18 protein-coding genes and 1 pseudogene are annotated in these 20985 nt (G+C 64.1%); 9 read left to right on the forward strand and 10 right to left on the reverse strand.

Going from position 1 to position 20985, the window contains the following annotated elements; genetic code table 11:
* The 3 genes from SO139_RS17605 to SO139_RS17615 all read right to left on the reverse strand — a co-directional run.
* A partial coding sequence (locus SO139_RS17605; RefSeq protein ID WP_498540306.1) for a hypothetical protein occupies positions 1 to 243 on the reverse strand: 243 nt, incomplete at its 3' end.
* 141 nt (positions 244 to 384) lie between these two features.
* Positions 385 to 648, reverse strand: a complete 264-nt coding sequence (locus SO139_RS17610; protein ID WP_498540307.1) for a GNAT family N-acetyltransferase — start codon at positions 646 to 648, stop codon at positions 385 to 387.
* A 288-nt stretch (positions 649 to 936) separates the two neighbouring features.
* Complete coding sequence (locus SO139_RS17615; protein ID WP_449384251.1) at positions 937 to 1491, reverse strand: PAS domain-containing protein; 555 nt, start codon at positions 1489 to 1491, stop codon at positions 937 to 939.
* Between the two features lie 455 nt (positions 1492 to 1946).
* Between SO139_RS17615 and SO139_RS17620 the strand changes: the two genes are divergently transcribed.
* Positions 1947 to 2753 (forward strand): rhomboid family intramembrane serine protease, encoded by an 807-nt coding sequence (locus SO139_RS17620; RefSeq protein WP_498540308.1) that lies wholly within the window; start codon positions 1947 to 1949, stop codon positions 2751 to 2753.
* 190 nt (positions 2754 to 2943) lie between these two features.
* Entirely contained in the window at positions 2944 to 3372 is a 429-nt protein-coding gene (locus SO139_RS17625; RefSeq protein WP_449384253.1) for a CBS domain-containing protein, read from the forward strand.
* A gap of 3 nt (positions 3373 to 3375) precedes the next feature.
* On the opposite strand, the gene SO139_RS17630 is transcribed toward SO139_RS17625, so the two are convergent.
* Positions 3376 to 4455, reverse strand: a complete 1080-nt coding sequence (locus tag SO139_RS17630; protein ID WP_498540309.1) for a patatin-like phospholipase family protein — start codon at positions 4453 to 4455, stop codon at positions 3376 to 3378.
* A gap of 253 nt (positions 4456 to 4708) precedes the next feature.
* Between SO139_RS17630 and SO139_RS17635 the strand changes: the two genes are divergently transcribed.
* Positions 4709 to 5770: an RgsD C-terminal domain-containing protein gene (locus tag SO139_RS17635; RefSeq protein WP_498540310.1), complete on the forward strand. Its 1062-nt coding sequence runs from the start codon at positions 4709 to 4711 to the stop codon at positions 5768 to 5770.
* Between the two features lie 584 nt (positions 5771 to 6354).
* Complete coding sequence (locus SO139_RS17640) at positions 6355 to 6549, forward strand: hypothetical protein (protein WP_027525651.1); 195 nt, start codon at positions 6355 to 6357, stop codon at positions 6547 to 6549.
* A 67-nt stretch (positions 6550 to 6616) separates the two neighbouring features.
* On the opposite strand, the gene SO139_RS17645 is transcribed toward SO139_RS17640, so the two are convergent.
* The gene (locus SO139_RS17645; protein ID WP_498540340.1) at positions 6617 to 7591 is read right to left on the reverse strand and encodes a zinc-dependent alcohol dehydrogenase family protein; all 975 of its coding nucleotides are present in this window, start codon (positions 7589 to 7591) and stop codon (positions 6617 to 6619) included.
* A 127-nt stretch (positions 7592 to 7718) separates the two neighbouring features.
* Here SO139_RS17645 and SO139_RS17650 point away from each other — a divergent pair.
* Together SO139_RS17650 and SO139_RS17655 are read left to right on the forward strand one after the other, a co-directional pair.
* Positions 7719 to 8569: pseudogene (locus SO139_RS17650) on the forward strand (LysR family transcriptional regulator).
* Between the two features lie 234 nt (positions 8570 to 8803).
* Positions 8804 to 11266 (forward strand): putative bifunctional diguanylate cyclase/phosphodiesterase, encoded by a 2463-nt coding sequence (locus SO139_RS17655; protein ID WP_498540311.1) that lies wholly within the window; start codon positions 8804 to 8806, stop codon positions 11264 to 11266.
* On the opposite strand, the gene SO139_RS17660 is transcribed toward SO139_RS17655, so the two are convergent.
* From SO139_RS17660 to thrS, 3 genes are all read right to left on the reverse strand, one after another.
* Positions 11252 to 12526, reverse strand: a complete 1275-nt coding sequence (locus tag SO139_RS17660; protein ID WP_498540312.1) for a serine hydrolase domain-containing protein — start codon at positions 12524 to 12526, stop codon at positions 11252 to 11254. The genes SO139_RS17655 and SO139_RS17660 overlap by 15 nt on opposite strands.
* A gap of 222 nt (positions 12527 to 12748) precedes the next feature.
* Complete coding sequence (locus tag SO139_RS17665) at positions 12749 to 13312, reverse strand: nitroreductase family protein (RefSeq protein ID WP_498540313.1); 564 nt, start codon at positions 13310 to 13312, stop codon at positions 12749 to 12751.
* Positions 13313 to 13405: 93 nt separating this feature from the next.
* Positions 13406 to 15448, reverse strand: a complete 2043-nt coding sequence (gene thrS / locus SO139_RS17670) for a threonine--tRNA ligase (RefSeq protein WP_498540314.1) — start codon at positions 15446 to 15448, stop codon at positions 13406 to 13408.
* Between the two features lie 310 nt (positions 15449 to 15758).
* Here thrS and SO139_RS17675 point away from each other — a divergent pair, with 310 nt between their 5' ends.
* The gene (locus SO139_RS17675; protein ID WP_498540315.1) at positions 15759 to 16937 is read left to right on the forward strand and encodes an MFS transporter; all 1179 of its coding nucleotides are present in this window, start codon (positions 15759 to 15761) and stop codon (positions 16935 to 16937) included.
* 105 nt (positions 16938 to 17042) lie between these two features.
* Positions 17043 to 17438 carry a hypothetical protein gene (locus SO139_RS17680; RefSeq protein WP_449381187.1) on the forward strand — a complete coding sequence of 132 codons (396 nt, stop codon included), beginning with the start codon at positions 17043 to 17045 and terminating at the stop codon, positions 17436 to 17438.
* A 34-nt stretch (positions 17439 to 17472) separates the two neighbouring features.
* Here the strand turns inward: SO139_RS17680 and SO139_RS17685 are convergent, their stop codons facing one another.
* Entirely contained in the window at positions 17473 to 17865 is a 393-nt protein-coding gene (locus SO139_RS17685) for a hypothetical protein (RefSeq protein WP_449381188.1), read from the reverse strand.
* Positions 17866 to 17957: 92 nt separating this feature from the next.
* Positions 17958 to 19268 (reverse strand): alpha/beta hydrolase, encoded by a 1311-nt coding sequence (locus tag SO139_RS17690; protein WP_449381189.1) that lies wholly within the window; start codon positions 19266 to 19268, stop codon positions 17958 to 17960.
* A 347-nt stretch (positions 19269 to 19615) separates the two neighbouring features.
* Between SO139_RS17690 and SO139_RS17695 the strand changes: the two genes are divergently transcribed.
* Positions 19616 to 20983, forward strand: coding sequence for an APC family permease (locus tag SO139_RS17695; RefSeq protein ID WP_498540316.1), 1368 nt, complete (start codon positions 19616 to 19618; stop codon positions 20981 to 20983).
* The last annotated feature ends 2 nt before the right edge of the window (positions 20984 to 20985 follow it).

The following is a 20985-nucleotide window of genomic DNA, read 5'->3' on the forward strand; positions in this document are numbered from 1 at the left end:
GCTGTAGCGGGGATCGGTCTGCTTCATGTAGGTCGGGGACGTGTCGCGGGGCGGCGTCGGCAGGCGAACGATTCGCCGACCTTCCAGGGCGACGGTCGGAGGAATTGCGCCACACCCCGCAAGGAAGAAGACGTCGCAGGTCGAAACGCGCTCGTGGAATGCGCTGGCGTTGGTCGTGGCCATCGCGGTCGTCGCAGCGAAACTGATCAATGCAATTGCCGTCAATCTGGATTTCGTAAACATCGGAATTCTCCAGCCTTCGGTTCGGCGAAGCCCGGAACGGCCCGCTCAGCCGTTGGACGGGGTCGGATGAAGACCGGTTCGAGCGGCTACACGGCAACGTGAACGATCCGCGGCGACGGCAGGCCTGCACGCTGCGCCACACTAGGCGCCGCGCAAACCGCGCTGATTGAGATCGCGGACCATGTATCTTGCGCCCTCTCCATAGGATGCCAGCTTGATGCGCAACGCCGCATCGGGCGCGATCACGCGAAAATCATGGCGCGACCAGAGTGAAGCGGTGTCGTAGACGGAGACGAGCGCGAGATGTTCGATTCCGTTCGCGCGCGCCAGGCGTGCGAGCGTCTCGATGTACGATGTCGCGACGCGATTGCCGCGCGAGGCGGGCATCACCGCGACGTCATGCAAGTAGAGGCAGTCCGGCGCGGGCGGCAGTTTTTGCAGGTAGTCGTCGAGCGGCGGAATCTGGTGGAGCGTCCAGGGATGAGCGATGCCGTAGCCAAAGAACGTCGTCTCCTGCGGTGAGCATTCGGCAGCCCTCCGGAAACAAGCTCATCTTCTCCGCCAGCACGTCCGCGCGTTCCAGCAGATCGGGATGGATGGCCGCCGCGATCGCGATGATCGCCGGCAGATCGGAGGGCTTGGCGCAGCGCCAATGTGATTGCACGTTGCTTCCAGCGCGCCCGAGGCGGGCGCCTATCTCAGCCCCTCATATACCATCAATCCGCGCGCGATCTGCAGCTTGCGGATGGCGCGGGGCAACAGCTTTTCCGGTTGGTGCAGATAGCGCCACGAGGTGAGGGCGAACTCGCCAAGCGCACCATATTCGTCGTCGAACGGGGCGAGCACGCCGGTGACGCTCACCGGTGTATGCGGACGGGCGTTGAAGGGCAGAAGCAAGAGCTCGAGATGTGCGTGCGTGCCGTCTTGCCGTGTCGCAGTGAGGCCGGCGATGGCGCCGAGCGTTTCCTCGGCGACGATGGCAGTGATCTCCTCGATTTCGGTGCGGCTTCGGCCCGTAAACAGCGCGGCAAAGCTCTGGTCCTTGAGATCGCGTCCGGCGAGCGCGCAGACGCGCGTGCCGGCGACGCGGAAGGGGAAGCCAAGCGTCGGCTCGCAGGACAGGACAAAGATGTCGCCGAGCAGGCCGCGGACAGCGGCCGGATCGATATCGGCACGATCAGGCGCCCGCGCGGTGCCGCGCTTATCATCCCAGTAGGCGAAGAATTCGCGACTCGACGGATGTTTCATGACTCTACGCTCCCCCTCGGCCGCACGTCGTGGGACAGACTTGTCCCGCTTCAGTGCACCTCGGGTCCCCTTCTTTGTTGTGCAGGAGCGGATTTGCAGCGTCCATGCCGCTGACGCGTTTTTGGCCCCCTGGGGCGGGCCTTTGCGTCGTTAACGTTAAATTAACGATGGACTTTAACCCGTTCGCACGGCTGCTATGGTTGCCGCGGTCGCAAGCTTCGCCGCTTTTCCAGGTTCTCGGCAGGGCCTGTACACACAAGGCGTCAAACAGTTTGGTCACGGGCCGCGGGGAGGGGTGGGGATAATCCCTTTTCCTCCAAGTTCCGGAAGGCCGACATGGACAGGGAGGGCTTTCCCAGGGCCCTCCCTTTTCCTTTTGTGCACTTGCACGGGGTGGGCAAAGGCGACTATCTCCACGCTTGTCGCCTTGTTCGCGCTTTGAAAGCCAAAATCCCTTGGACGCCCCGCCTAATTCTCCGCCGGATGAGCCGGCCGCACTTCACGACGCGCGGCGCGAGCCGGTTTTGACGCTGCCGCGCGCGCTGACGGCCTACGTCGCGCTGCTGGTAGTGATCCATCTGCGGGTACTGCTGCCGCCGGAGCTCGAAAACTGGACCATCGACGTATTCGGCTTCATCCCGAAGCGCTACGATTCCTCGCTGCTCAATCTTTCGATCCCCGGCGGCACCGGTGCGAAGGTATGGACGTTCGTCACCTATTCTCTGCTCCACGCCAATCTTACCCATCTCGGCTTCAATGTGCTGTGGCTGTTGCCGTTCGGTAGCGCGCTGGCGCGGCGCTTTGGGCCGGTGCGCTTCTACCTGTTCCTGGCGATGACGGCGGCGGCGGGCGCGCTTGCTCATCTGCTCACCCATGAGCATGCGGTGGTGCCGATGATCGGGGCGTCGGCGTCGGTATCCGGCGCCATGGCGGCGGCGATCCGCTTTGCCTTCGTGCGCGGCAGCTTCCTGTCCTTCAGCCGCAGCGATGCCGACACGGCGGCAAAGGTGCCGGCGCTGCCGCTGTCGCGAGCTCTGCGCGACGGGCGGGTGATGGGCTTTCTCGCGGTGTGGTTCGGCGTCAACATCATCTTCGGCATCGGGGCCATCGGGGTCGATACGGAGGGCGCAACCGTCGCCTGGCAGGCGCATATCGGCGGCTTCTTCGCAGGCCTTCTGCTGTTCTCGCTGTTCGACCCCGTGCCGCGCGCGCCCCCCGATACTGCAGATGCGTCATCACAGGACATTTCAGATCGCATTTGAAGCGGCGCTTGCGGGATGGAGCGATTTCATCCATCATCTCATGCGAAGAATGTCGTGATACGACAAGCCGGTAGCGGCCCTGCTTCGCGCAGCGCCTGAGAACGAAACCGGCATTGAGACTGTTAGTTGAAGACTCGCGAACAAGTCCGGCCCAAGCTTAGAGGGCTGGGTCGGATTCAGGGAGGCGGCAATGACGGTACGTTCTATCCTCAACACCAAGGGCCACCAGATCATGAATGTCGAGCCCGACGCAAAGATGTCGGCCGCAATCAAACTGCTTGGCGAGAAGAAGATCGGCGCGGTTCTGGTGATGAATCAAAGCCGGCTGGAAGGCATCCTGTCGGAGCGCGACATCGTGCGCGTGCTGGGCGAGCGGGGCGCCGGCGTGCTGGAGGAACCGGTCTCGAGCGTCATGACCCGCAAGGTCGTGACCTGCAAGGAGACTGACACGGTCGCCGAGATCATGGAGATGATGACCACGGGCAAGTTCCGGCACCTGCCGGTCATCGATAATGGCAAGGTTGTTGGCCTGATCTCGATCGGCGACATCGTCAAATGGCGTGTGCGCGAATACGAGACCGAGCAGGAAGCCCTGCGCGACTACATCAAGACAGCCTGAGCCTTATTCGCCGACTTTCTCGCCGGCCTTGTTCTGGTCAGTTTTGGGCGCGGTGCCATCCGGCGCCGGCGCCAGCACGTGGATCGCCTCCTGGATGGAGTCGATCGCGCGCTCGGCGGCGCGCGTGCCGAACGCGATCAGATCGTCGGCGCGGTGGAAGTCGAACCAGCCGATCTGGCCGACCCGCGGTGTGATCAGCATGTCCGGCGGATCGCCCGCAAGGCGCGCGCGGGTGATGCGGTCCTGCATGATGTTGAAGGCATCCACCATCACCGAGGAGATGCCGGGCCGTCCGCCGCCGCCGAAGAACTCGCGCTTCATTGTGCGCTCGGGCGAGAAAAGCCTCGGGAAGCGGCGCTTGGCGGCGTCCTTTGCCGCGGCGTCCTCGGTTGCCGGCGACTCGACCGGAGCGGGCATCGCGCCATGCGAATAGATGGTCGTGGAATGGGTGAAGATGTCGCTCGAAAGATTTGCCGCGATGACGATTTCCGCGCCCAGCGCCCGCGCCGCTGAGACCGGCACCGGGTTGACCAGCGCGCCATCAACCAGCCAGCGATCGCCGATCAGCACGGGGGAGAAGATGCCAGGTAGCGCATAGGATGCGCGCATCGCCTCGACCATGCGGCCGCGTGTCAGCCAGATCTCGTGGCCGGTGCGGACTTCCGTGGCGACTGTGGCAAACTTGATCGGCAGATCCTCGATCAGGGTCTGGCCGATCGCTGCCTCGAGCCGGGTTGCGAGCTTCTCGCCGCCGATCAGGCCGGAGCCATTGAGGCGGATGTCGAGATAGGAGAGGATGTTGCGTACGCCCTGGAAGCTGCGCGCCCAGTCCTCAAGCGTGTCGAGATGGCCGGCCGCATAGGCGCCGCCGATGACCGCACCTATCGAGGTGCCGACCACCACGTCCGGCACGATGCCGTTGGCCAGCAACGTCTTCAAGATACCGATGTGGGCGAAGCCGCGCGCAGCACCGCCGCCGAGCGCAAGGCCGATGACCGGCCGGCGAATGCTGCCGAGCCCCACCTTTTCGCCGTTCGCGCCGTTGGAGCCATTCGCGCCGCGACCCTTCAACATATCCAGCACCGACGATCTCCTACGACCCGACTGACGCTTACGACCCGACTAACGCTGACCAGATTAGGCACCGCAATCCCGCCCCGCCAGAAACACAGCGAAGCATGGTTTATGCTGCTTTGGTGAGCGCGCTGGGCAGGAGTATGGCGATGGCCGGTTGCCGCGGGACTAACCATTTAAGGTTCCGCCTGTTCCAGAAACAGGTGTTTCCCGGGGTTCCAGTGGCTTGAATTTGCCGCGTTTTCGGTGAAAAGCAGGTTGCATGATTTTCGGGGGTGACGGCATCAAACGATGGCGGCGCAGCGGATGGCTGCTGCCGGGAGTTTTGCTCGCCTGCTTGCTTGGCGGGGGTACCGCTCACGCGCAATTGTTCTCTGATCGCCCGCCGCCGGTGCCGCCGGCCGCCGTGCCCGATCCCGGCGCGGCCGTCAGCCTCGCGCCGCCCTCGGGTCCGGGGGCGGCGCCGCCGAGCCTGCCGCCGACGCTGACGCAGCCGGCCTCTCCCACGGTCCCACCCTCGGTCTCGACGGTCCCGCCCGCCGCGCCCATGGGGGCAGCGGCGCCCGGCCAGGCCGTGCTGTCGCTGACCGCGAAATACGGCAAGGATCTGCCGCCGATCACCAGCGGGCTGGTGTGGCGGGTGTTTGCCGACCGCCCCGACGAGAATGGCACCTTCAAGCTGATCCGCGAGGACCGCAACGCCACGCCCAACATCGTGCTGCCGCCCGGCAATTACGTCGTGCACGTCGCCTTCGGCCTCGTCAGCGCGGTGCGTACGGTGAGTCTGAAGGCGGAGACTGACCGCGAGGCCTTCGTGCTGCCGGCGGGAGGCCTGCGCATCGAGGGCCGCGTCGGCACCAGCCGTATTCCGCAAAACCAGATCTCGTTCGCGATCTACAAGGGCAGCCAGTTCGAAGGCGGCGAGCGCTCCTCGCTGGTACCGAACGTCGCCGCCGGCGACGTCGTCCTGCTGCCTGAGGGCACCTACTACATCATCTCCAACTATGGCGACGCCAACTCGGTGGTGCGATCCGACATCCGCGTGCAGGCTGGAAAGCTCACGGACGTGACCATCACCCACCGCGCCGCCGTGATCACGCTGAAGCTTGTCAGCGACAAGGGCGGCGAGGCGCTCGCCAACACCGCCTGGTCGGTGCTCACCCCCGGCGGCGACGTGATCAAGGAATCGATCGGCGCCTTCCCGCGCGTCGTCCTCTCTGAAGGCGAATACCGCGCCATCGCCAAGAACGAGGGCAAGGTCTATGAGCGCGGCTTCAACGTCGTCAACGGCGTCGACGGCGAAGTCGAAGTCGTCGCGCGCTAGGCCTCGGTAGCGCAGTCCCTCGACCAGCACGGCCAAGGCAGGGGGCAATATCGTACCGTGCTTCTCATTCAGCGCACGAAAAGGTCAGCCAGGCTGATCCACCTGCTCGGCGCGCTCGCGAAAGGTCCAGATGGCGCTCGCCTGGCTGTTGGCGCAAAAGCCCTGGATCGTGCCGATTTTCGGAGCCAAGAGAGCAGAACATCAGTGCCGTCACACAGCGAACGCCGATCGCCGTGCCATCGACATCTCGTCAGGGTCACCGAAGGCGATCGGTATCCGGCGCATTTGCAGGCGCTAATTGGCCGCTGAGGCTCAGCATGGGGATTGACCGGTGAGTCTCTGCTCACCGGTCATCCCGCCCTGTGTTTTGATTTGAGTGCGTGTGCGAAAGCGCTACCAAAAACGTCTTCAGGTGCAAGGCTTTGGGAAACACCGCACCCGCGACGTAATTCCGATAATCAATTTTGTTCTCTTTCGCTCCTGCTGCGTTATATCTCTGACATCCGTCCAAGGGGGCGGGATGCGCGGGTCGTCTGTGTTCGCCGCGCGTGGCCGGCAACGAGCAGGGGGCGCAGCCCGACGGCATGTTCGAAGTGGTCCTTACGAGACGCAAGCGATTTGGCTGGCGGTGGCAGGTTTGCGACCAGTCAGGCAAGCTGTTTGCCGACGGCTTCGAGCGCACCCGTCCGGCGGCCAAGTATCAGGGTGAACGCGCGCTGTTCTTCCTCCTGTCCCAGGCCTACTTGAACAATCGGTCGGCGGCCTCGAGCGAGGACTAGCGGGCCGCAGCCCAGCCTGGGAAGGCGCGGGACCATGAAGCGCTGCAAGATTGTCTATCTTGCCGGCTCAGAGTTCGACGATCAGCTTGCCCTTGGCGCCGCGGTCGCGGATCAGCGCGTAGGCGTCGGCGACGGTCTGAAGCGTGAAGCGGCGGGGATCGAGCAGCGGCACGAGCTTGCCCGCTTCGGCAAGGCGGGTCGCTTCCGCCAGGATATCGCCGTGATGTGCGCGGCCTTCGCCGGTCAGCAGAGGCAGCAGCGTGAACACGCCGGAATAGGTTGCTGCACGGAACGACAGCGGTGCCAGCGAATGCGTGCCCCAGCCGAGCGCGCTCACCACATGGCCGAAGCGGCGTACGGCAGTGAACGAGCTGTCGAGCACGGCTCCGCCGACGGTGTCGTAGACGATATCGAAACCGCGCTCCGCCGTGTGCCGCGCAACGTAAGCCTCGACAGTCTCGTCGCGGTCGATGAAGGTCGCGCCGAGACTTTCGATGTAAGTGCGCTGCGCCTTGGAGCCGGTGGCAAACACCTCCGCGCCGGCCGCATGTGCGAGTTGGATCGCGACATGGCCGACGCCGCCGGCACCGCCGTGAATCAGGACCTTGCTGCCGGGTGAAACTCTGGCCCGGTCGACTAGGCCCTCCCAGGCGGTGATGAAGATGAGGGGCAGGGCGGTCGCCTCCCGCATGCTGAGATTGGCAGGCTTCAACGCCAGCAGATCTGCATCCACCGCAGCGAATTCGGCTAGCGAGCCCTGGACGCCGCCGACACCACCGATCATCCCGTATACTTCATCGCCCGGACTGAAGCGCGTCACCGCCGCGCCCACGTGCTCGACCGCGCCGGCGACATCGATCCCGAGGATTGCAGGCAGCGGATGGCGCGCGTGAGCCGCGGTGCCTGCATGGATCTTTGTGTCCAGCGGATTGACTCCGCTCACCATCACGCGGACGAGGACCTCGTTGGGGCCGATCGCGGGCGTGGAGATCCGGGTGATGCGAAGCGGCACGCCATGCTTCTCGAGGACCGCTGCGCGCATATCGGGTGTCGTCGTCATCGCCATCTCGCTCCGTTGTCCGGTCTGCAAGATCGGCATTATTTTTTTGCATGAAAATGAACAAGAATGTACGCTATCCATGCATTCTTGAATGACCATGGTGAGCCGCATGGAATGGAGCGACCTGCGCATCTTTCTTGCGATCGCACGCCAAGGAACGCTCGGCGCTGCCGCGCGAAAAATCGGCCAGACCCAGCCGACTATGGGGCGACGGCTGCGCGCGCTCGAGAAGGCGCTCGGCCAGACGCTGTTCCAGCGCACGGCCGATGGCTTCGTCCTCACCGATGAAGGGTCGGCCGTACTTCGGCATGCCGAACGAATCGAGGAGGAGGCGATGACGCTGGAGCGGCGGCTGTCCGGTGCGGAAGCGCAGCTCGATGGATTGCTGCGCGTCTCCTCGTCGGACTGGTTCGGAACCTACATGTTGTCGCCGGTCATCGCGGAGTTCGGCAAGCGCCACCCCAAGGTCGTGGTCGAGCTGCTCACCGATGCCCGACTTTACTGCCTGTCGCACCGCGAGGCCGATCTCGTCTTCCGTATCACCGCGTTCGACGAGCCCGAGGTGATTTCGCGGAAGCTCCTGCACATTCCCTACGCGCTGTACGGGCGCAAGGGCAGCAAGCCGCCGCGGGCGGCGACGGGCGCGGCGCACGCGTGGTGACGATGAATGCGGACTTCGCCAGCATGCCCGACGCCACCTGGCTGAAGCGCACACTGCCGAACGCCGAAATCGGCTTTCGCAGCAACAATCGCGAGGTTCAGGCCGAGCTCTGTGCCGGCGGCGGCGGTTTGGCCGTGTTGCCGCGGCCCCTCGGCGATCGCGACCGCAGGCTCGTCGCGCTCGACATTGGCGAGGCGCCGCCCGGCCGCGATACCTTCGTCGGCTATCATCGCGACCTGCGGCGGCTCTCCCGGCTGCGCGCGCTGCTCGATCTCGTGATCGAGCGGCTGGCGGGCTGACATTGCGCTCGCAAGGACGGTGCTTGGAGGCAGGATGCGCGACAGCTCTCCACCATCGTCCGGGTGCAAACCCAGGAAAGCGAAACGAAACTGTCACAGTCCCTAACGCGCGCTAAACCATCGTGTGACTTAGAACTGTCACAATCGCCGATTGGGCACTGCACACAACGACTCTTTACACGCCATTAAGTGCGCCTGCCTTGGATGCGTTGGGATAGCGCGTTGGGGACTACGATGAGTGCCGCGAAGAAGGCGCCGGGCAAGCCGGCCACCGAAATGTTCGACGGCATCCCGGTGCTTCAGCGCAAATGGCACGCCGCGTTGCGGCCGGGCGAACGGTTGCCGCGCTATGAGGACGTCATGCTCGGCAGCCTCGGGCGGCTCGCCGACCACATTGCGCTGCTGCGGAATGATGGTGCGCTCGAACTGTCGCGCAGTGGACGCTACGTGCAGACATGGCTCGGCGACGAGCGTTGGGATGTTCCGGTGGCAGCCCTGCCGCCCGATTGCGCCACCGCGCTTGCGGAAGTCGCGGCGAACGCACTGCGGAACGGCCGCCCGTATCACGGACGCGCGCACTGCGTACGCGACGGCATGGTCAGGACCTACGACGTGCTGGCGCTGCCGACCGCCTCGCGGTGGGGCGCCATGCTGATCGGGGCTTACGTCAACGAGTGCGGCGGACAATATAATCTCCTCGATGCGATCTTCTCTGCGACCGACGACGCGGTGGTATCGCTTGCCGCGCTGCGCGACGCCGATGCGAGGGTCTTCGACTTCCAGGTCGTGCATCACAACAGAAGTGCGGAGTTGCTCCTGAAGGTCGCGAGCGGAAGCCTGTTGTGGTGCCGACTCGAAGAGGCGGGCACGATTCTCGGAGCACCGGATGTCGTGGAGCTTCTGCTTGCAGCCATCTCCGGCGGCCGTAGCGAGCAGCGCGAAATCGAGAGCGATAGCCGCTATCTCCGGCTCAGCGCCACCGCCTTTGCCGACGTCGTGTCGCTCACGATCTCCGATGTCACTGCGCTGAAGCATCGCGACGCATCGTTCCGCCTGCTCTTCGACAACAACCCGATGCCGATGTGGGTGTTCGACGCCGAGACGAAACGCTTCCTGAGCGTCAACGACGCCGCGGTTCAGCACTATGGCTATGGCCGGGATGCCTTCCTGCGCATGAGCCTCCCGGAAATCTGGCCGCAGGACGAATGGGACAGCCATTCCGAGGCGCTGGAGCACGTCGGCGATGCCTATCGCTCCTCACGCAACTGGCGGCACCTGCGCGCCGATGGCAGCGAGATCGAGGTGCTGACCTTTGGCCGCCGCGTCACGTTCGAAGGCCGCGATGGCTATCTGGTCGCGGTGGTCGACATCACCGAACGGCGCAAGGCCGAGGCACGCATTGCCTACATGGCCCATCATGATGGGCTCACCAATCTGGCGAACCGCGAGCATTTCCAGGAGCGCCTGAAGCAGGCGCTCGATCAAGCTGGTGGAAAGAGGGTCGGCGTGCTCTGCATCGATCTCGACCAGTTCAAGACCGTCAACGACTCCTTCGGCCATCCCGTGGGCGACCGCCTGCTGAAGGAGGTTGCCGAGCGCCTGGCGATCGCAATCCGCGGCGCCAACCTTGCCGCTCGCCTCGGCGGCGACGAGTTCGCCGTGATCCTCGCCGCCGACGTCTCGCCGAACGAGGCCAGCGCCTGTGCGAGCCTCTTGATCGAGATGCTCAGCGCGCCCTACGACATCGACGGCCTGGAGCTGGTGATCGGCGCCAGCATTGGCATCGCGCTGTCGCCCGGCGACGGCGCGACGTCGGAGGAACTGATGCGCAATGCCGACATGGCGCTCTACCGTGCCAAGTCCAACGGCGGTGGCGTGCACCATTTCTTCGAGAAGGAGATGGATCTGCAAGCGCAGCGGCGGCGCGACATGGAGCTCGACCTCAGGCGTGCGTTTGCCAATGGCGAGCTCGAGCTGCATTACCAGCCGCTGGTTTCGATCGCCTCCGACCGCATTTCGGGTTTCGAATCCCTGTTGCGCTGGCGTCATCCGGACAAGGGCATGATCTCGCCGGCCGAGTTCATCCCGGTGGCCGAGGACATCGGGCTGATCACCCAGCTGGGGGAGTGGGTGCTGCGCGAAGCGTGCAGCGAGGCGGTGAAATGGCCGCGCGACATCAAGGTCGCGGTCAACCTGTCGCCGGCGCAATTCCGCAGCCGCAACCTGGTCCAGGTCGTGATCTCCGCGCTGGCACAATCGGGGCTGGCGCCGAAGCGGCTCGAGCTGGAGATCACCGAGTCGATATTCCTCGCGGAGACCGATGCCAACCTCGCCACGCTGCACCAGTTGCGCGAGCTCGGTGTCGGCATCTCCATGGACGATTTCGGCACCGGCTATTCCAGCCTCAGCTATTTGCGCAGCTTCCCCTTCGACAAGATCAAGATCGATCGGTCCTTCGTCAAGGATCTCGCAGAGCGCCCCGACTGCCTCGCGATCGTGCGCGCGATCTCGGGGCTAGGCCGCAGCCTCAACATCACGACGACGGCAGAAGGCGTCGAGACCCAGGACCAGCTCGATTGGCTGCGCGCGGAAGGCTGCAACGAGGTTCAGGGATTTCTGTTCAGCGCGGCGCGCCCGGCGGGTGAGATCGAACAGTTGCTGACGACGTTCGGACAGCGCGCCTCACGGGCGGCGTAGCTCGGCAGGGTAGGCATCGTAGACGAGCGCCTTGAAGGCTGGCGTGATGCGACCACGCTCGTTCTGGGTCTGCTGCATCATGAGGTAGATCATGTCGAGCTTGGGATCGACGCCGAAATAGGTGCCGCTGCCCGAATCCCACTTCAGTTCGCCGATCGAGCCCGGCGGCGGCGGCTTGGCATCGCCCGGATCGGTGCGCACCGCAAGGCCGTAGCCGTAGCCGAAGCCGTCGCCCGGAAAATAGAAATAGTCGCGATCGACGCCCGAGCCAGGCCCGATGTGGTCCGTCGTCATGTCCTTGAAGGCGGCGGGGCTGAGATAGCGCTTGCCGTCGAGCTCGCCGCCGTTGAGCAGCATCTGCGCAAAGCGCCCGTAGTCGGTGATGGTCGAGAGCAGGCCGCCGCCGCCGGATTCCCATTCGGGATGGGCGAGACGGTCGCGCTCGGCGTCGAGCAGAATGGTGTCGTTCGGCAGCGGCCTCGCCATCCGCTTGAATTCGTCGTGCGAGGTCAGCTCGAACTTGGTGCTGGTCATGCCGAGCGGATCGAGCACGTTCTGCTTGAGATATTCGTAAAGCGTCTGCCCCGAGATCACCTCGATGACGCGGCCGAGTACGTCGGTGGAATGGCCATAGCGCCAGAGCGTGCCGGGCTGGCGTGCCAGCGGCAGCCTCGCGATGCGCCCGGCGAACTCGCGGTTGTCGAACTGGCCGGCGAAGATCATCGCATTGTGATAGGCCTGCTCGACCCATTTGCCGCCGATATAGTCGTAGCTGATGCCGGAGGTGTGACGCATCAGGTCCTGGATGGTCACGGGATGATTGGGCGGCACCATCTCGAGGGCAAGCGTGCCGTCGGGATTGGTGACCTCCAACCCAACTTTGGTATCGGCGAAGGACGGGATGTATTTCGAAACCGGGTCGGCGAGTGCGAGCTTGCCCGCGTCAATCAGCATCATCGCCCCCAAGCTCGTGATCGGCTTGGTCATGGAGTGAATGGCGAAGATGGTGTCCGGCGTCATGGCCAGGCCAGTCCGGACGTCGCGCACACCAAAGTTCTTCAGATAGAGCGGCTTGCCGTGCTGTTGAACCAGGATGACCGCACCTGGCAGCCGGCGGGCCACGACCTCGTTGTCGAAGAAGGTCGTGATGCGCTCGAGCTGGTCGGGCGAGGGTGCGGGAATGTCGTTGGCGCGGCTGCGCATGGCGGTGCCGGCGAGCAGAGCTGCGCCGGCGAGGAATGTTCGTCGCGTGGTGGTCATGGCATGAGCCCGCGCAGCGTCAGGCGGCGGCACAGGCGTGAGCAAGCGTCACTTCGGCATCCTGCCCGGCCGACGCAACGGGATCAAAGCCGGAAGATGAGCGGCCCGTCAACTGTGAGAAGTCGACTAAAGCGCGATGAGATGAATCGTCATCGCGCTTCAGGTTGTTGTTTGCGCATGATTTTTCTCGGAAAACCGCGTCGCACTTTTCCGGATCATGCTCTAAAACCGGGTCACGATCTCCGAAAGTGCCGGGCGAGGGCGGTCTTCGCTCGACTTGGTCGGTCTGCCGATGTGGACGAGGCCGGCCAGCTTCTCGTCGGGCTTGAGCCCGAGCCCTTCCAGCACGTCGCGGTCGAAGGCAAACCAGCCGGTGAGCCAGCACGCGCCATAGCCGAGCGCAGTTGCGGCCGTGACGATGTTCATGGCGCTGGCGCCGGCCGACAATTCCTGCTCCCAGGCCGGCACCTTGGGATGCGGCTTGGTGAAGCTGACGATCCCGATGACAAGCGGCGCGTCAGTCAGCCGCTTCCTTTCGACCTCGATCTCGGCCGCCGGTGCACCCGGATTCTTGCGCGCGAACACGCGCGCGATCACTTCGCCGGCGCGCATCCGGGCCTCGCCCTCGAAGACGATGAAGCGCCAAGGCGCAAGCTTGCCGTGATCCGGCACTCGCGCGCCGATGGTGAGGATCGTCTCGAGCTCGGACGGCGAGGGGCCGGGCCCCGCCATCTCGCGCGGCTTGACGGAGCGGCGGGTCTTCAGGAGGTCGATGGCGTCGGGCACGGAAGTTTCCTCTTCGGCTGGTCGTCGGGCATGCCTGCCCGAGATAAGCATGCATGCCCGCAACCGAAAGCGAGTTTAGACCGATTTCAGCGATCAGGCCGCGCTGCGCGCCCGCTGGACGTCCGGTGGGGTTGCCTCATCGAGAAGCGCAGCCAGTGCCTCCGCCGTCGGTATCACCTTCTGGCCGTCGCTGCCGAGCCGACGGACGGAGACCGACTGCGTCTCGGCCTCCTTCTTGCCGACCACGAGCAGCGCCGGGATTTTCGCCAGGGAGTGCTCACGGACCTTGTAGTTGATCTTCTCGTTGCGCAGGTCGATCTCAACGCGCAAGCCGGCGCGGCGTGCCTGTTCCACCACCTGCTTGGCGTATTCGTCGGCTTCTGAGGTGATGGTGGTCACCACCACCTGCACCGGCGAGAGCCAGAGCGGGAAGTTGCCGGCATAGTGCTCGATCAGGATGCCGATGTAGCGCTCCATCGAACCGCAGATCGCGCGGTGCACCATCACCGGCGGCTTCTTGCCGCCGTCATGATCGATATAGAACGCGCCGAACCGCTCCGGCAGGTTGAAGTCGACCTGAGTGGTGCCGCACTGCCAATCACGGCCGATGGCATCGCGCAGCACGTACTCGAACTTCGGCCCGTAGAACGCGCCTTCGCCCGGATTGATCTCGGTCTTGATGTGATTGTTCTGCGACTGGATCTCGCGCAGCACGGTCGCCATCACGCGCTCGGCATGATCCCACATCGCATCGGTGCCGACGCGCTTGTCGGGGCGGGTCGAAAGCTTCACGGTGAGGTCGCCGGTGAAGCCGAAATCGGCATAGGTCGACAGGATCAGGTCGTTGATCTTGAGACACTCGTCGGCGAGCTGCTCCTCGGTGCAGAAGATGTGCGCATCGTCCTGGGTGAAGCCGCGCACGCGCATCAGGCCATGCATGGCGCCCGACGGCTCATAGCGATGCACCACGCCGAACTCGGCGAGCCGCATGGGCAGGTCGCGGTAGCTCTTCAGGCCATGCTTGAAGATCTGCACGTGGCCGGGGCAGTTCATCGGCTTCAGCGCAAACCAGCGCTTGTCCTCAGCCTCGTCGCCGGCAGACTGCGCTGCGAACATGTTCTCGCGATACCAGCCCCAATGGCCGGAGGTCTCCCACAGCACCTTGTCGAGGATCTGCGGGGCGTTGACCTCGCTATAGTCGCCGGTCAGGCGCCGGCGCATATAGGCGATGAGCTGCTGGAAGATAGTCCACCCCTTGGGGTGCCAGAACACGACGCCCGGACCTTCCTCCTGGAAGTGGAAGAGGTCGAGCTCGCGCCCGAGCTTGCGATGGTCGCGCTTCTCGGCTTCCTCGATCTGCTTGAGGTAAGCGTCGAGGTCCTCCTGCTTGGCAAAGGCGGTGCCGTAGATGCGGGTCAACATCGGGTTGTTGGAATCGCCGCGCCAATAGGCGCCGGCCACCTTCATCAGTTTGAAGGCGTTGCCGATCTTGCCGGTGGAGGTCATGTGCGGGCCGCGGCACAGATCGAACCAGTCGCCCTGGAAATAGATCTTGATCGGCTCATTGCCGGGAATGGCATCGACCAGCTCGACCTTGAAGGCCTCGCCCTTGTCGCGGAACACCTGTTTGGTCTTCTCGCGATCCCAGACTTCCTTCGTGAAGGGTTTGTCGCGCGCAATGATCTCGCGCATCTTTTTCTCGATCGCGGCAAAATCTTCCGGGGTGAACGGTTCGTTGCGGAAGAAGTCGTAATAGAAGCCGTTCTCGATCACCGGGCCGATGGTGACCTGAGTGCCCGGCCACAGAGCTTGCACGGCTTCCGCCAGCACGTGTGCGGCGTCATGCCGGATCAACTCCAGCGCGCGGGGATCGTCGCGGCCCACGAACTCGATCTTGGCATCGGCCTCGATGGGATCGTTGAGATCGGCGAGCGCGCCGTCGAGCGCCATCGCCACCGTGCGCTTGGCGAGCGACGGCGAGATGTCCTTGGCGATGTCGAGGCCGGTAATGCTCTTATCGAATTGGCGCTTGGCGCCGTCGGGGAAGGTGAGGGTAATCTTCGCGGCCGGGGTCACGGGCTTCAAATTGCTGAGGCTGTACTGGAAACCGGATTCGGACTTGTGGTCGTCGGACATGGTATTTCTCCTGAAGCTCACTCCTGCGAACGAGCGCAGGTAAGCGGGAACGAGCGGTATATCAGGCGATTCGGCCTGCGCAATCGGGCAAAACGAGGAAATTGCCTGCGAATATCCCGTTTCGATGTCTGACGCCAGACGCGACCTTGACGTTGCATGCCTCCACAGGTTGTTGTTTCATGGGGCGTATCGGGGATGCCTGTGGTTTTGGGGTTGAACACGGCCGGTGCGCGCGGCGACATCGTGGATCCGGCGAAATAGATATGGTCGGCCCTTCCATGCCCGGCCGATGTTGCCTACATGCAGCTGCATGAAAGTCGATTCCGCCGCCCGCCGCTTTGCACCAACCGCCCTGATGCTTGGAAATGTCGTCACCGGCTGCTCGGTGCTGGCGCCGGCCGGGATGCTCCCGGAATTGTCGTCGGAGCTCGACATCAGCATCCGCACCGCGGGCCTTCTGATCACCTTCGGCGCCATCACGCTCTGCATCGGCTCGCCGCTGACGGCGTGGCTGACCAGCCGGATCGAGCGGCGCATGCTGTTCACCATAACGCTTGCGCTGCTTGCCGTCGGCAATGTCGGTTCGGCCCTCGCACCTGACTATACGAGTCTGCTCGCCATTCGCCTGGTGATGCTCGCGATTGGCGCGCTCTATACGCCGCAGGCCGCAGGCACTGCGGCGATCATCGTACCGGTCGAAAAGCGTGGCAGCACGATCGCCTATGTGTTTCTCGGATGGTCGATTGCCGCGGCCGTCGGACTGCCGCTGATCACCTTCATCGCCAGCCGCTATGGTTGGCGGGCATCCTACGGCGCGATTGGCGGGCTCGGCTGCCTCAGCTTCCTCCTGTTGCTATGGCGCCTGCCGGCGGGATTGAAGGGCACGCCCGTCGACTTGCAGACCTGGGGCGAAGTCGGGCGCAATCGTACCATCGTGCTGCTGCTTGCGATCACCATGTTGCAGATGTCCGGGCAGTTCGTGATCTTCACCTTCATGGGGCCGCTCTTGAATAAACTGACGGATGCCAGTCCCGATGCGATCGGTCTGGCCTTCGGCGTCTACGGCGTCTGCGGCTTCTTGGGCCTCCTCTTTGCCACGCGCATCGTCGATAGCTGGGGGCCCTACAGGACCTCGGTTCTGTTCACGAGCCTGCTGCTCGCGGGCGTCGCCGGGTGGGCGCTGGGCGCCGGCAATTTTGCACTGATGGTCCTCTCGGTCGCGGTCTGGGGGCTGGGCTTTGCCTCGACTAACTCGATGCAGCAGGTGCGCCTGGTGGCAGCGGCGCCGTCGCTGGCGCCGGCCACCGTCTCGCTCAATACGTCCGTGCTCTATATCGGGCAGGCCGTGGGATCGGCAGCAGGCGGGGCCTTGTTCGCGCGCGATCTCTTGCACACCATCGGCTTCGTGGCGGCCGGCTTCGTCGTCCTGGCGCTCGCCGTCGTCGGGCTGACCCGGCCCCGGCAGGCCGTGGCGACGGTCGCGGCATAGTGCAAAGCCCCTCACATCCGGCTTTTCCCCTCAGCGGACGCTTGGCAAACCGCGCAGGAGGGCGCTAGAAGGCGAGGGGTGGGGGACCAACGAGAGCTGACTAAGATGAGGATGATTCTGGCGCTTGTCGCGGTGCTTTATTCGGCCGCCGCTTTTGCGCAAACCGACACGCCGATGGTTGGCGACAAGCCGCTGGTGCAGGTCAAGCCCAAGGGTGCCAGCAAGGGCACCAAGGAGGCGGCGGCCAAGGGCAAAACCGAGGCGGCTGCGCCCAAGGGCAAGCCGCAGTCCACCGCGGTCAGGCTGCAGGCCTGTCTCGATCTCGACGACGGCACCAAGGACCGGCTCAACTGCTACGACGAGGTGATCCCGCCGGCGCCGAAGCCGAAGCCCGCAAAAGCGAAGGGCGTTGCCGACTGCCGCTTCTTCAAGGAAGAGGACGAGCGCCTGGCCTGCTTCAACGGCTTTGCGGAAAGCATTCCGAAGCTGCCCAAGAATTAATTGCGCCCGATTAGGAGAGCGTGCTGATCCACAGCTAGTCGCTGATCCGGGTCAGCACCGCGCGGAAGGCGACACCTGGAAGCTGCAGCGCGCTGCCCTCGAACTCCGCCATCTCGCCGTCTTCACGGCCGCTGAGCGTGAGCGTGATCCTGTCGGTTCCGAACAGCGGGCGGAAGGTCGGATCGTCGTTATAGCGCTCGGTCGAGATCTTGACCTTGATGCTCTCGCCCTCGCCGGTGTAGGTGCCGACGAAGGCGAAAGCCGAATTGCCGCCGCGCAGCTTGCCGCCGGTCACATAGAGCACCCCGCACCCGGTGCCGTGCACGGTGTGAAAGTTCGCCTTGTAGAGTCCCTCACGCAACCTCGGTCCCTCAGAGAATCCCCAGTCCACGTTATGGGCATCGTCAGGGGAAACAATCCCGGGCATTCCGGGAGGCTCCGGCCATCAACATCACATTTTGATCAGCAAGCGAGATTCTTGAAGTCCGGGCATCCGCATGTCGGTACGCGCGGAAAACGCTAGCGACTTGAAGCCGACGAAGTGCTCGCAGCGACGCGCGTGAGTGCCAGCGACGGTGTCGCCGACATCTTGACCAGCACGTCCTTGAGTGGATTTTGCGTCCAGGCGCGGGTCACGTAGTCGCGATGCCTGATGCCGTCGCCGGTCTCGACGAACACCACGCTGCCGGGACGCAAGGGGCCGTCCATGTCCTCCGAGACGCTGATGCCCTTTTGCCGGAGCATGCTCATCAGCTCGCGATCGCGCTGCGCGGTGTAATGGGTATAGGAGCTGACGAAAAAGCCGGAGCGGTGCCGCTCGATCCATGAGGCGAACTTGTCGAGTTCGCCATAGACCGCGTCGAGCAGCACGACGCCGCGAACACGGTCGCTGATGCCGCCCACCTCGAGGCTCCAGGCGGTCGGCAGGAAACCGCCGCTATAGCCGACGACGACGATCGGCATGTTGGCGAAGGCGCGCGCGCTATCGGGATCGCCATAGAGGCGGGCGAGATGCTGGCTCGATTCCTCCATGAAGCGCTTGAGCCCGCCGGGCTGCCAGAACTTGCCGGCGCTGGAATCGGCGGCATCGACCGCCATCTGCGGTGCGAGCAGCACGGCGTTGGCGCCGGAGTCGGAGATCTGCTGCGGCACCAATTGCCGGTCGCGCACGTCGCGCTCCAGCGTCGCGCCGTTGCCGTGGAAGAACACCACGATCACGCCGGGCTTACGCACGTCGAAATGCTCGGGCACGTGCACGAGCACGCGGCTGTCATTGTAGGTTTCGTCCTGCCAGAACACGCGTCCCGAATAGCTGCGGTGGCCGCGGCGATCGCCCTTGGAGATGTTGAGGAAGGGAGCGTCGGAGGCGGGATTGTTGCCGAAATAGGGGAAGGCGGACGATTTCATGCTGATGAGCGTCGTCAGGTCGTCGCGTTGCGGACGTCGATAGGGCACCTGCGGCTCGAGCGAGGCGATCTTGTAGGGAGCGGGAGCCGGCTCCTGCACCGCGCGCTTCGGCGAGAAGTCCGACATCTGCCGTTGCAGGAAGCTTTCGCTTGCCGAGGGGAAGCGCTCCTTGAACTGCGGGGCCGGAAAACGATCCTCGAACGTGTCGCCGCTTGCGACTTGCGTGCTGGTCTTGGCAACGATCTGGGTATTGGATTGGGAGGTTGCCTGGGAGTTCGCCGCCAGCATCGCCGGGTTGGGCGCCTTGCCGCATTGAACCAGTGTCAGCGAGAGCGGCACCAAGACGGCGGCGAGGCCGATCCGCCAGGCAAGTCGAAACGCGCGACGATGCATGCCGGTCGATCTCGCCCGGTCAGCATTCATGGCTGTCTCGACTCTCGGATCGGCCCCGACCATCCACCCACTAACCCCAAGGCAATCGGCAATTCTTGAGCTAATTGAGCCGACTGTTGTTTAGGCGACGTTAAGCTTCCGGAGAAAACTCCCCACATCCGGACGCTCAAAATGACCACGCAATCGTGTCGCGATTGTGGGGAGGGGGAGCCGACTTTCGGCGCGCGACAGCAGGTTTATTGCTCGGGAAGGTGCATGTGTGGTGCTAAAATACCGCTTGCGCTTGCCTCATTTAGCCCTTGTTAACCCTGCTTGAATTGACTGGACCAATCTGCACGATGCTCGGGAGAGGCGAGAGGCCTCAGCTAAGGACGGCGATGACGGCATCAGATGCTGGAAGCGCGGCGTGGACGGGCCGACGTTTCGGAAGCGGGTCCGGCGTTTCCGTCCTCGTGGCGACCGCGATCGTCGTTGCCGACATGGTTGGCGTCGGTGTGTTCACGAGCCTCGGCTTCCAGGTCAAGGACATCCCGTCCGGCTTCTCGATCCTGCTGTTGTGGACAGTCGGCGGCATCGTCGCGCTGTGCGGCGTGTTCTCCTATAGCGAGCTCGGGGCGATGTTCCCACGCTCGAGCGGCGAGTACAATTTTCTCGGGCGTGCCTATCATCCAGCATTCGGTTTTCTCGCCGGCTGGGTCTCGGCGACCGTCGGCTTTGCCGCGCCGGTTGCGCTCGCGGCGATGGCGTTCGGCCAATATGCGAAGTCGGTCATTCCGACGTTGCCGCCGATCCCGCTTGCCATCGCCGTGGTGTGGCTGGTGTCGATCGTTCAACTCACCGGCGTCAAGCACTCCTCGACCTTCCAGCTCGTCTCGACGGTTCTGAAAGTCATTCTGATCGTGGCTTTCCTGGTTGCGGGCTTTGTGATCGGGATGCAGCAACCGGTGTCATTCATGCCTGCGTCGGGCGACTTCGGCCACATTACCAGTGCGCCTTTCGCGATCGGGCTCGTCTTCGTGATGTACTCGTTCTCCGGCTGGAACGCGGCGACCTACATCATCGGCGAGCTGCACATGCCGCAGCAGAGCCTGCCGCGCGCGCTGCTCGGGGGCACGCTGATCGTGATGGTGCTCTATGTGGCGCTGAACGCGGTCTTTCTCTACGCAACCCCGATCGACAAGCTCGCCGGCCAGCTCGAGGTCGCGAGCATTGCCGGCACCGCTATCTTCGGCGATATCGGCGGCCGCATCGTCGGCACCATGATCTGCGTCGGCCTGATCTCCTCCATCAGCGCGATGATGTGGATCGGTCCGCGCGTCATGATGACCATGGGCGAGGACATTCCGGCGCTGCGCGTGTTCTCCCGAAGATCGGCGAGCGGCGCGCCGGCCTATGCGATCCTGTTTCAGCTCGCAGTCGCCAACCTCCTGCTCTTCACGCGCAGCTTCGAGGCGGTGCTCGACTTCATCCAGTTCGCATTGTTGTTCTGCTCGTTCTTCACCGTGCTGGGGGTGATCAAGCTGCGCTTCACGGATCCCGCCCTGCCGCGGCCCTATCGCGCCTGGGGGTACCCGGTCACGCCGGTGGTTTTCCTGCTCGTGACCGCGTTCATGATGTACTATTTGTTGACCGAGCGGCCGGTTCAGTCGCTGTCGAGCATGCTGATCATGCTCGCGGGCCTGTTGATCTACGCCATTTTCCGCAGGCGGCCGGATGCCGCTGCATCCTCACACCATCGCGAATAGAC

It is taken from the genome of Bradyrhizobium sp. UFLA05-89 (assembly GCF_059803475.1).

Bases quoted from the DNA above. Each gene is read 5' to 3' on its own strand.
- SO139_RS17655 (WP_498540311.1), top strand. From the start codon at position 8,804: ATGAGTGCCGCGAAGAAGGCGCCGGGCAAGCCGGCCACCGAAATGTTC.
- thrS (WP_498540314.1), bottom strand. From the start codon at position 15,448: ATGTCCGACGACCACAAGTCCGAATCCGGTTTCCAGTACAGCCTCAGC.
- SO139_RS17685 (WP_449381188.1), bottom strand. From the start codon at position 17,865: ATGCCCGGGATTGTTTCCCCTGACGATGCCCATAACGTGGACTGGGGA.
- SO139_RS17640 (WP_027525651.1), top strand. From the start codon at position 6,355: ATGTTCGAAGTGGTCCTTACGAGACGCAAGCGATTTGGCTGGCGGTGG.
- SO139_RS17625 (WP_449384253.1), top strand. From the start codon at position 2,944: ATGACGGTACGTTCTATCCTCAACACCAAGGGCCACCAGATCATGAAT.
- SO139_RS17615 (WP_449384251.1), bottom strand. From the start codon at position 1,491: ATGAAACATCCGTCGAGTCGCGAATTCTTCGCCTACTGGGATGATAAG.
- SO139_RS17635 (WP_498540310.1), top strand. From the start codon at position 4,709: ATGATTTTCGGGGGTGACGGCATCAAACGATGGCGGCGCAGCGGATGG.
- SO139_RS17645 (WP_498540340.1), bottom strand. From the start codon at position 7,591: ATGCGCGCAGCGGTCCTCGAGAAGCATGGCGTGCCGCTTCGCATCACC.
- SO139_RS17690 (WP_449381189.1), bottom strand. From the start codon at position 19,268: ATGAATGCTGACCGGGCGAGATCGACCGGCATGCATCGTCGCGCGTTT.
- SO139_RS17660 (WP_498540312.1), bottom strand. From the start codon at position 12,526: ATGACCACCACGCGACGAACATTCCTCGCCGGCGCAGCTCTGCTCGCC.
- SO139_RS17695 (WP_498540316.1), top strand. From the start codon at position 19,616: ATGACGGCATCAGATGCTGGAAGCGCGGCGTGGACGGGCCGACGTTTC.
- SO139_RS17680 (WP_449381187.1), top strand. From the start codon at position 17,043: ATGAGGATGATTCTGGCGCTTGTCGCGGTGCTTTATTCGGCCGCCGCT.
- SO139_RS17675 (WP_498540315.1), top strand. From the start codon at position 15,759: ATGAAAGTCGATTCCGCCGCCCGCCGCTTTGCACCAACCGCCCTGATG.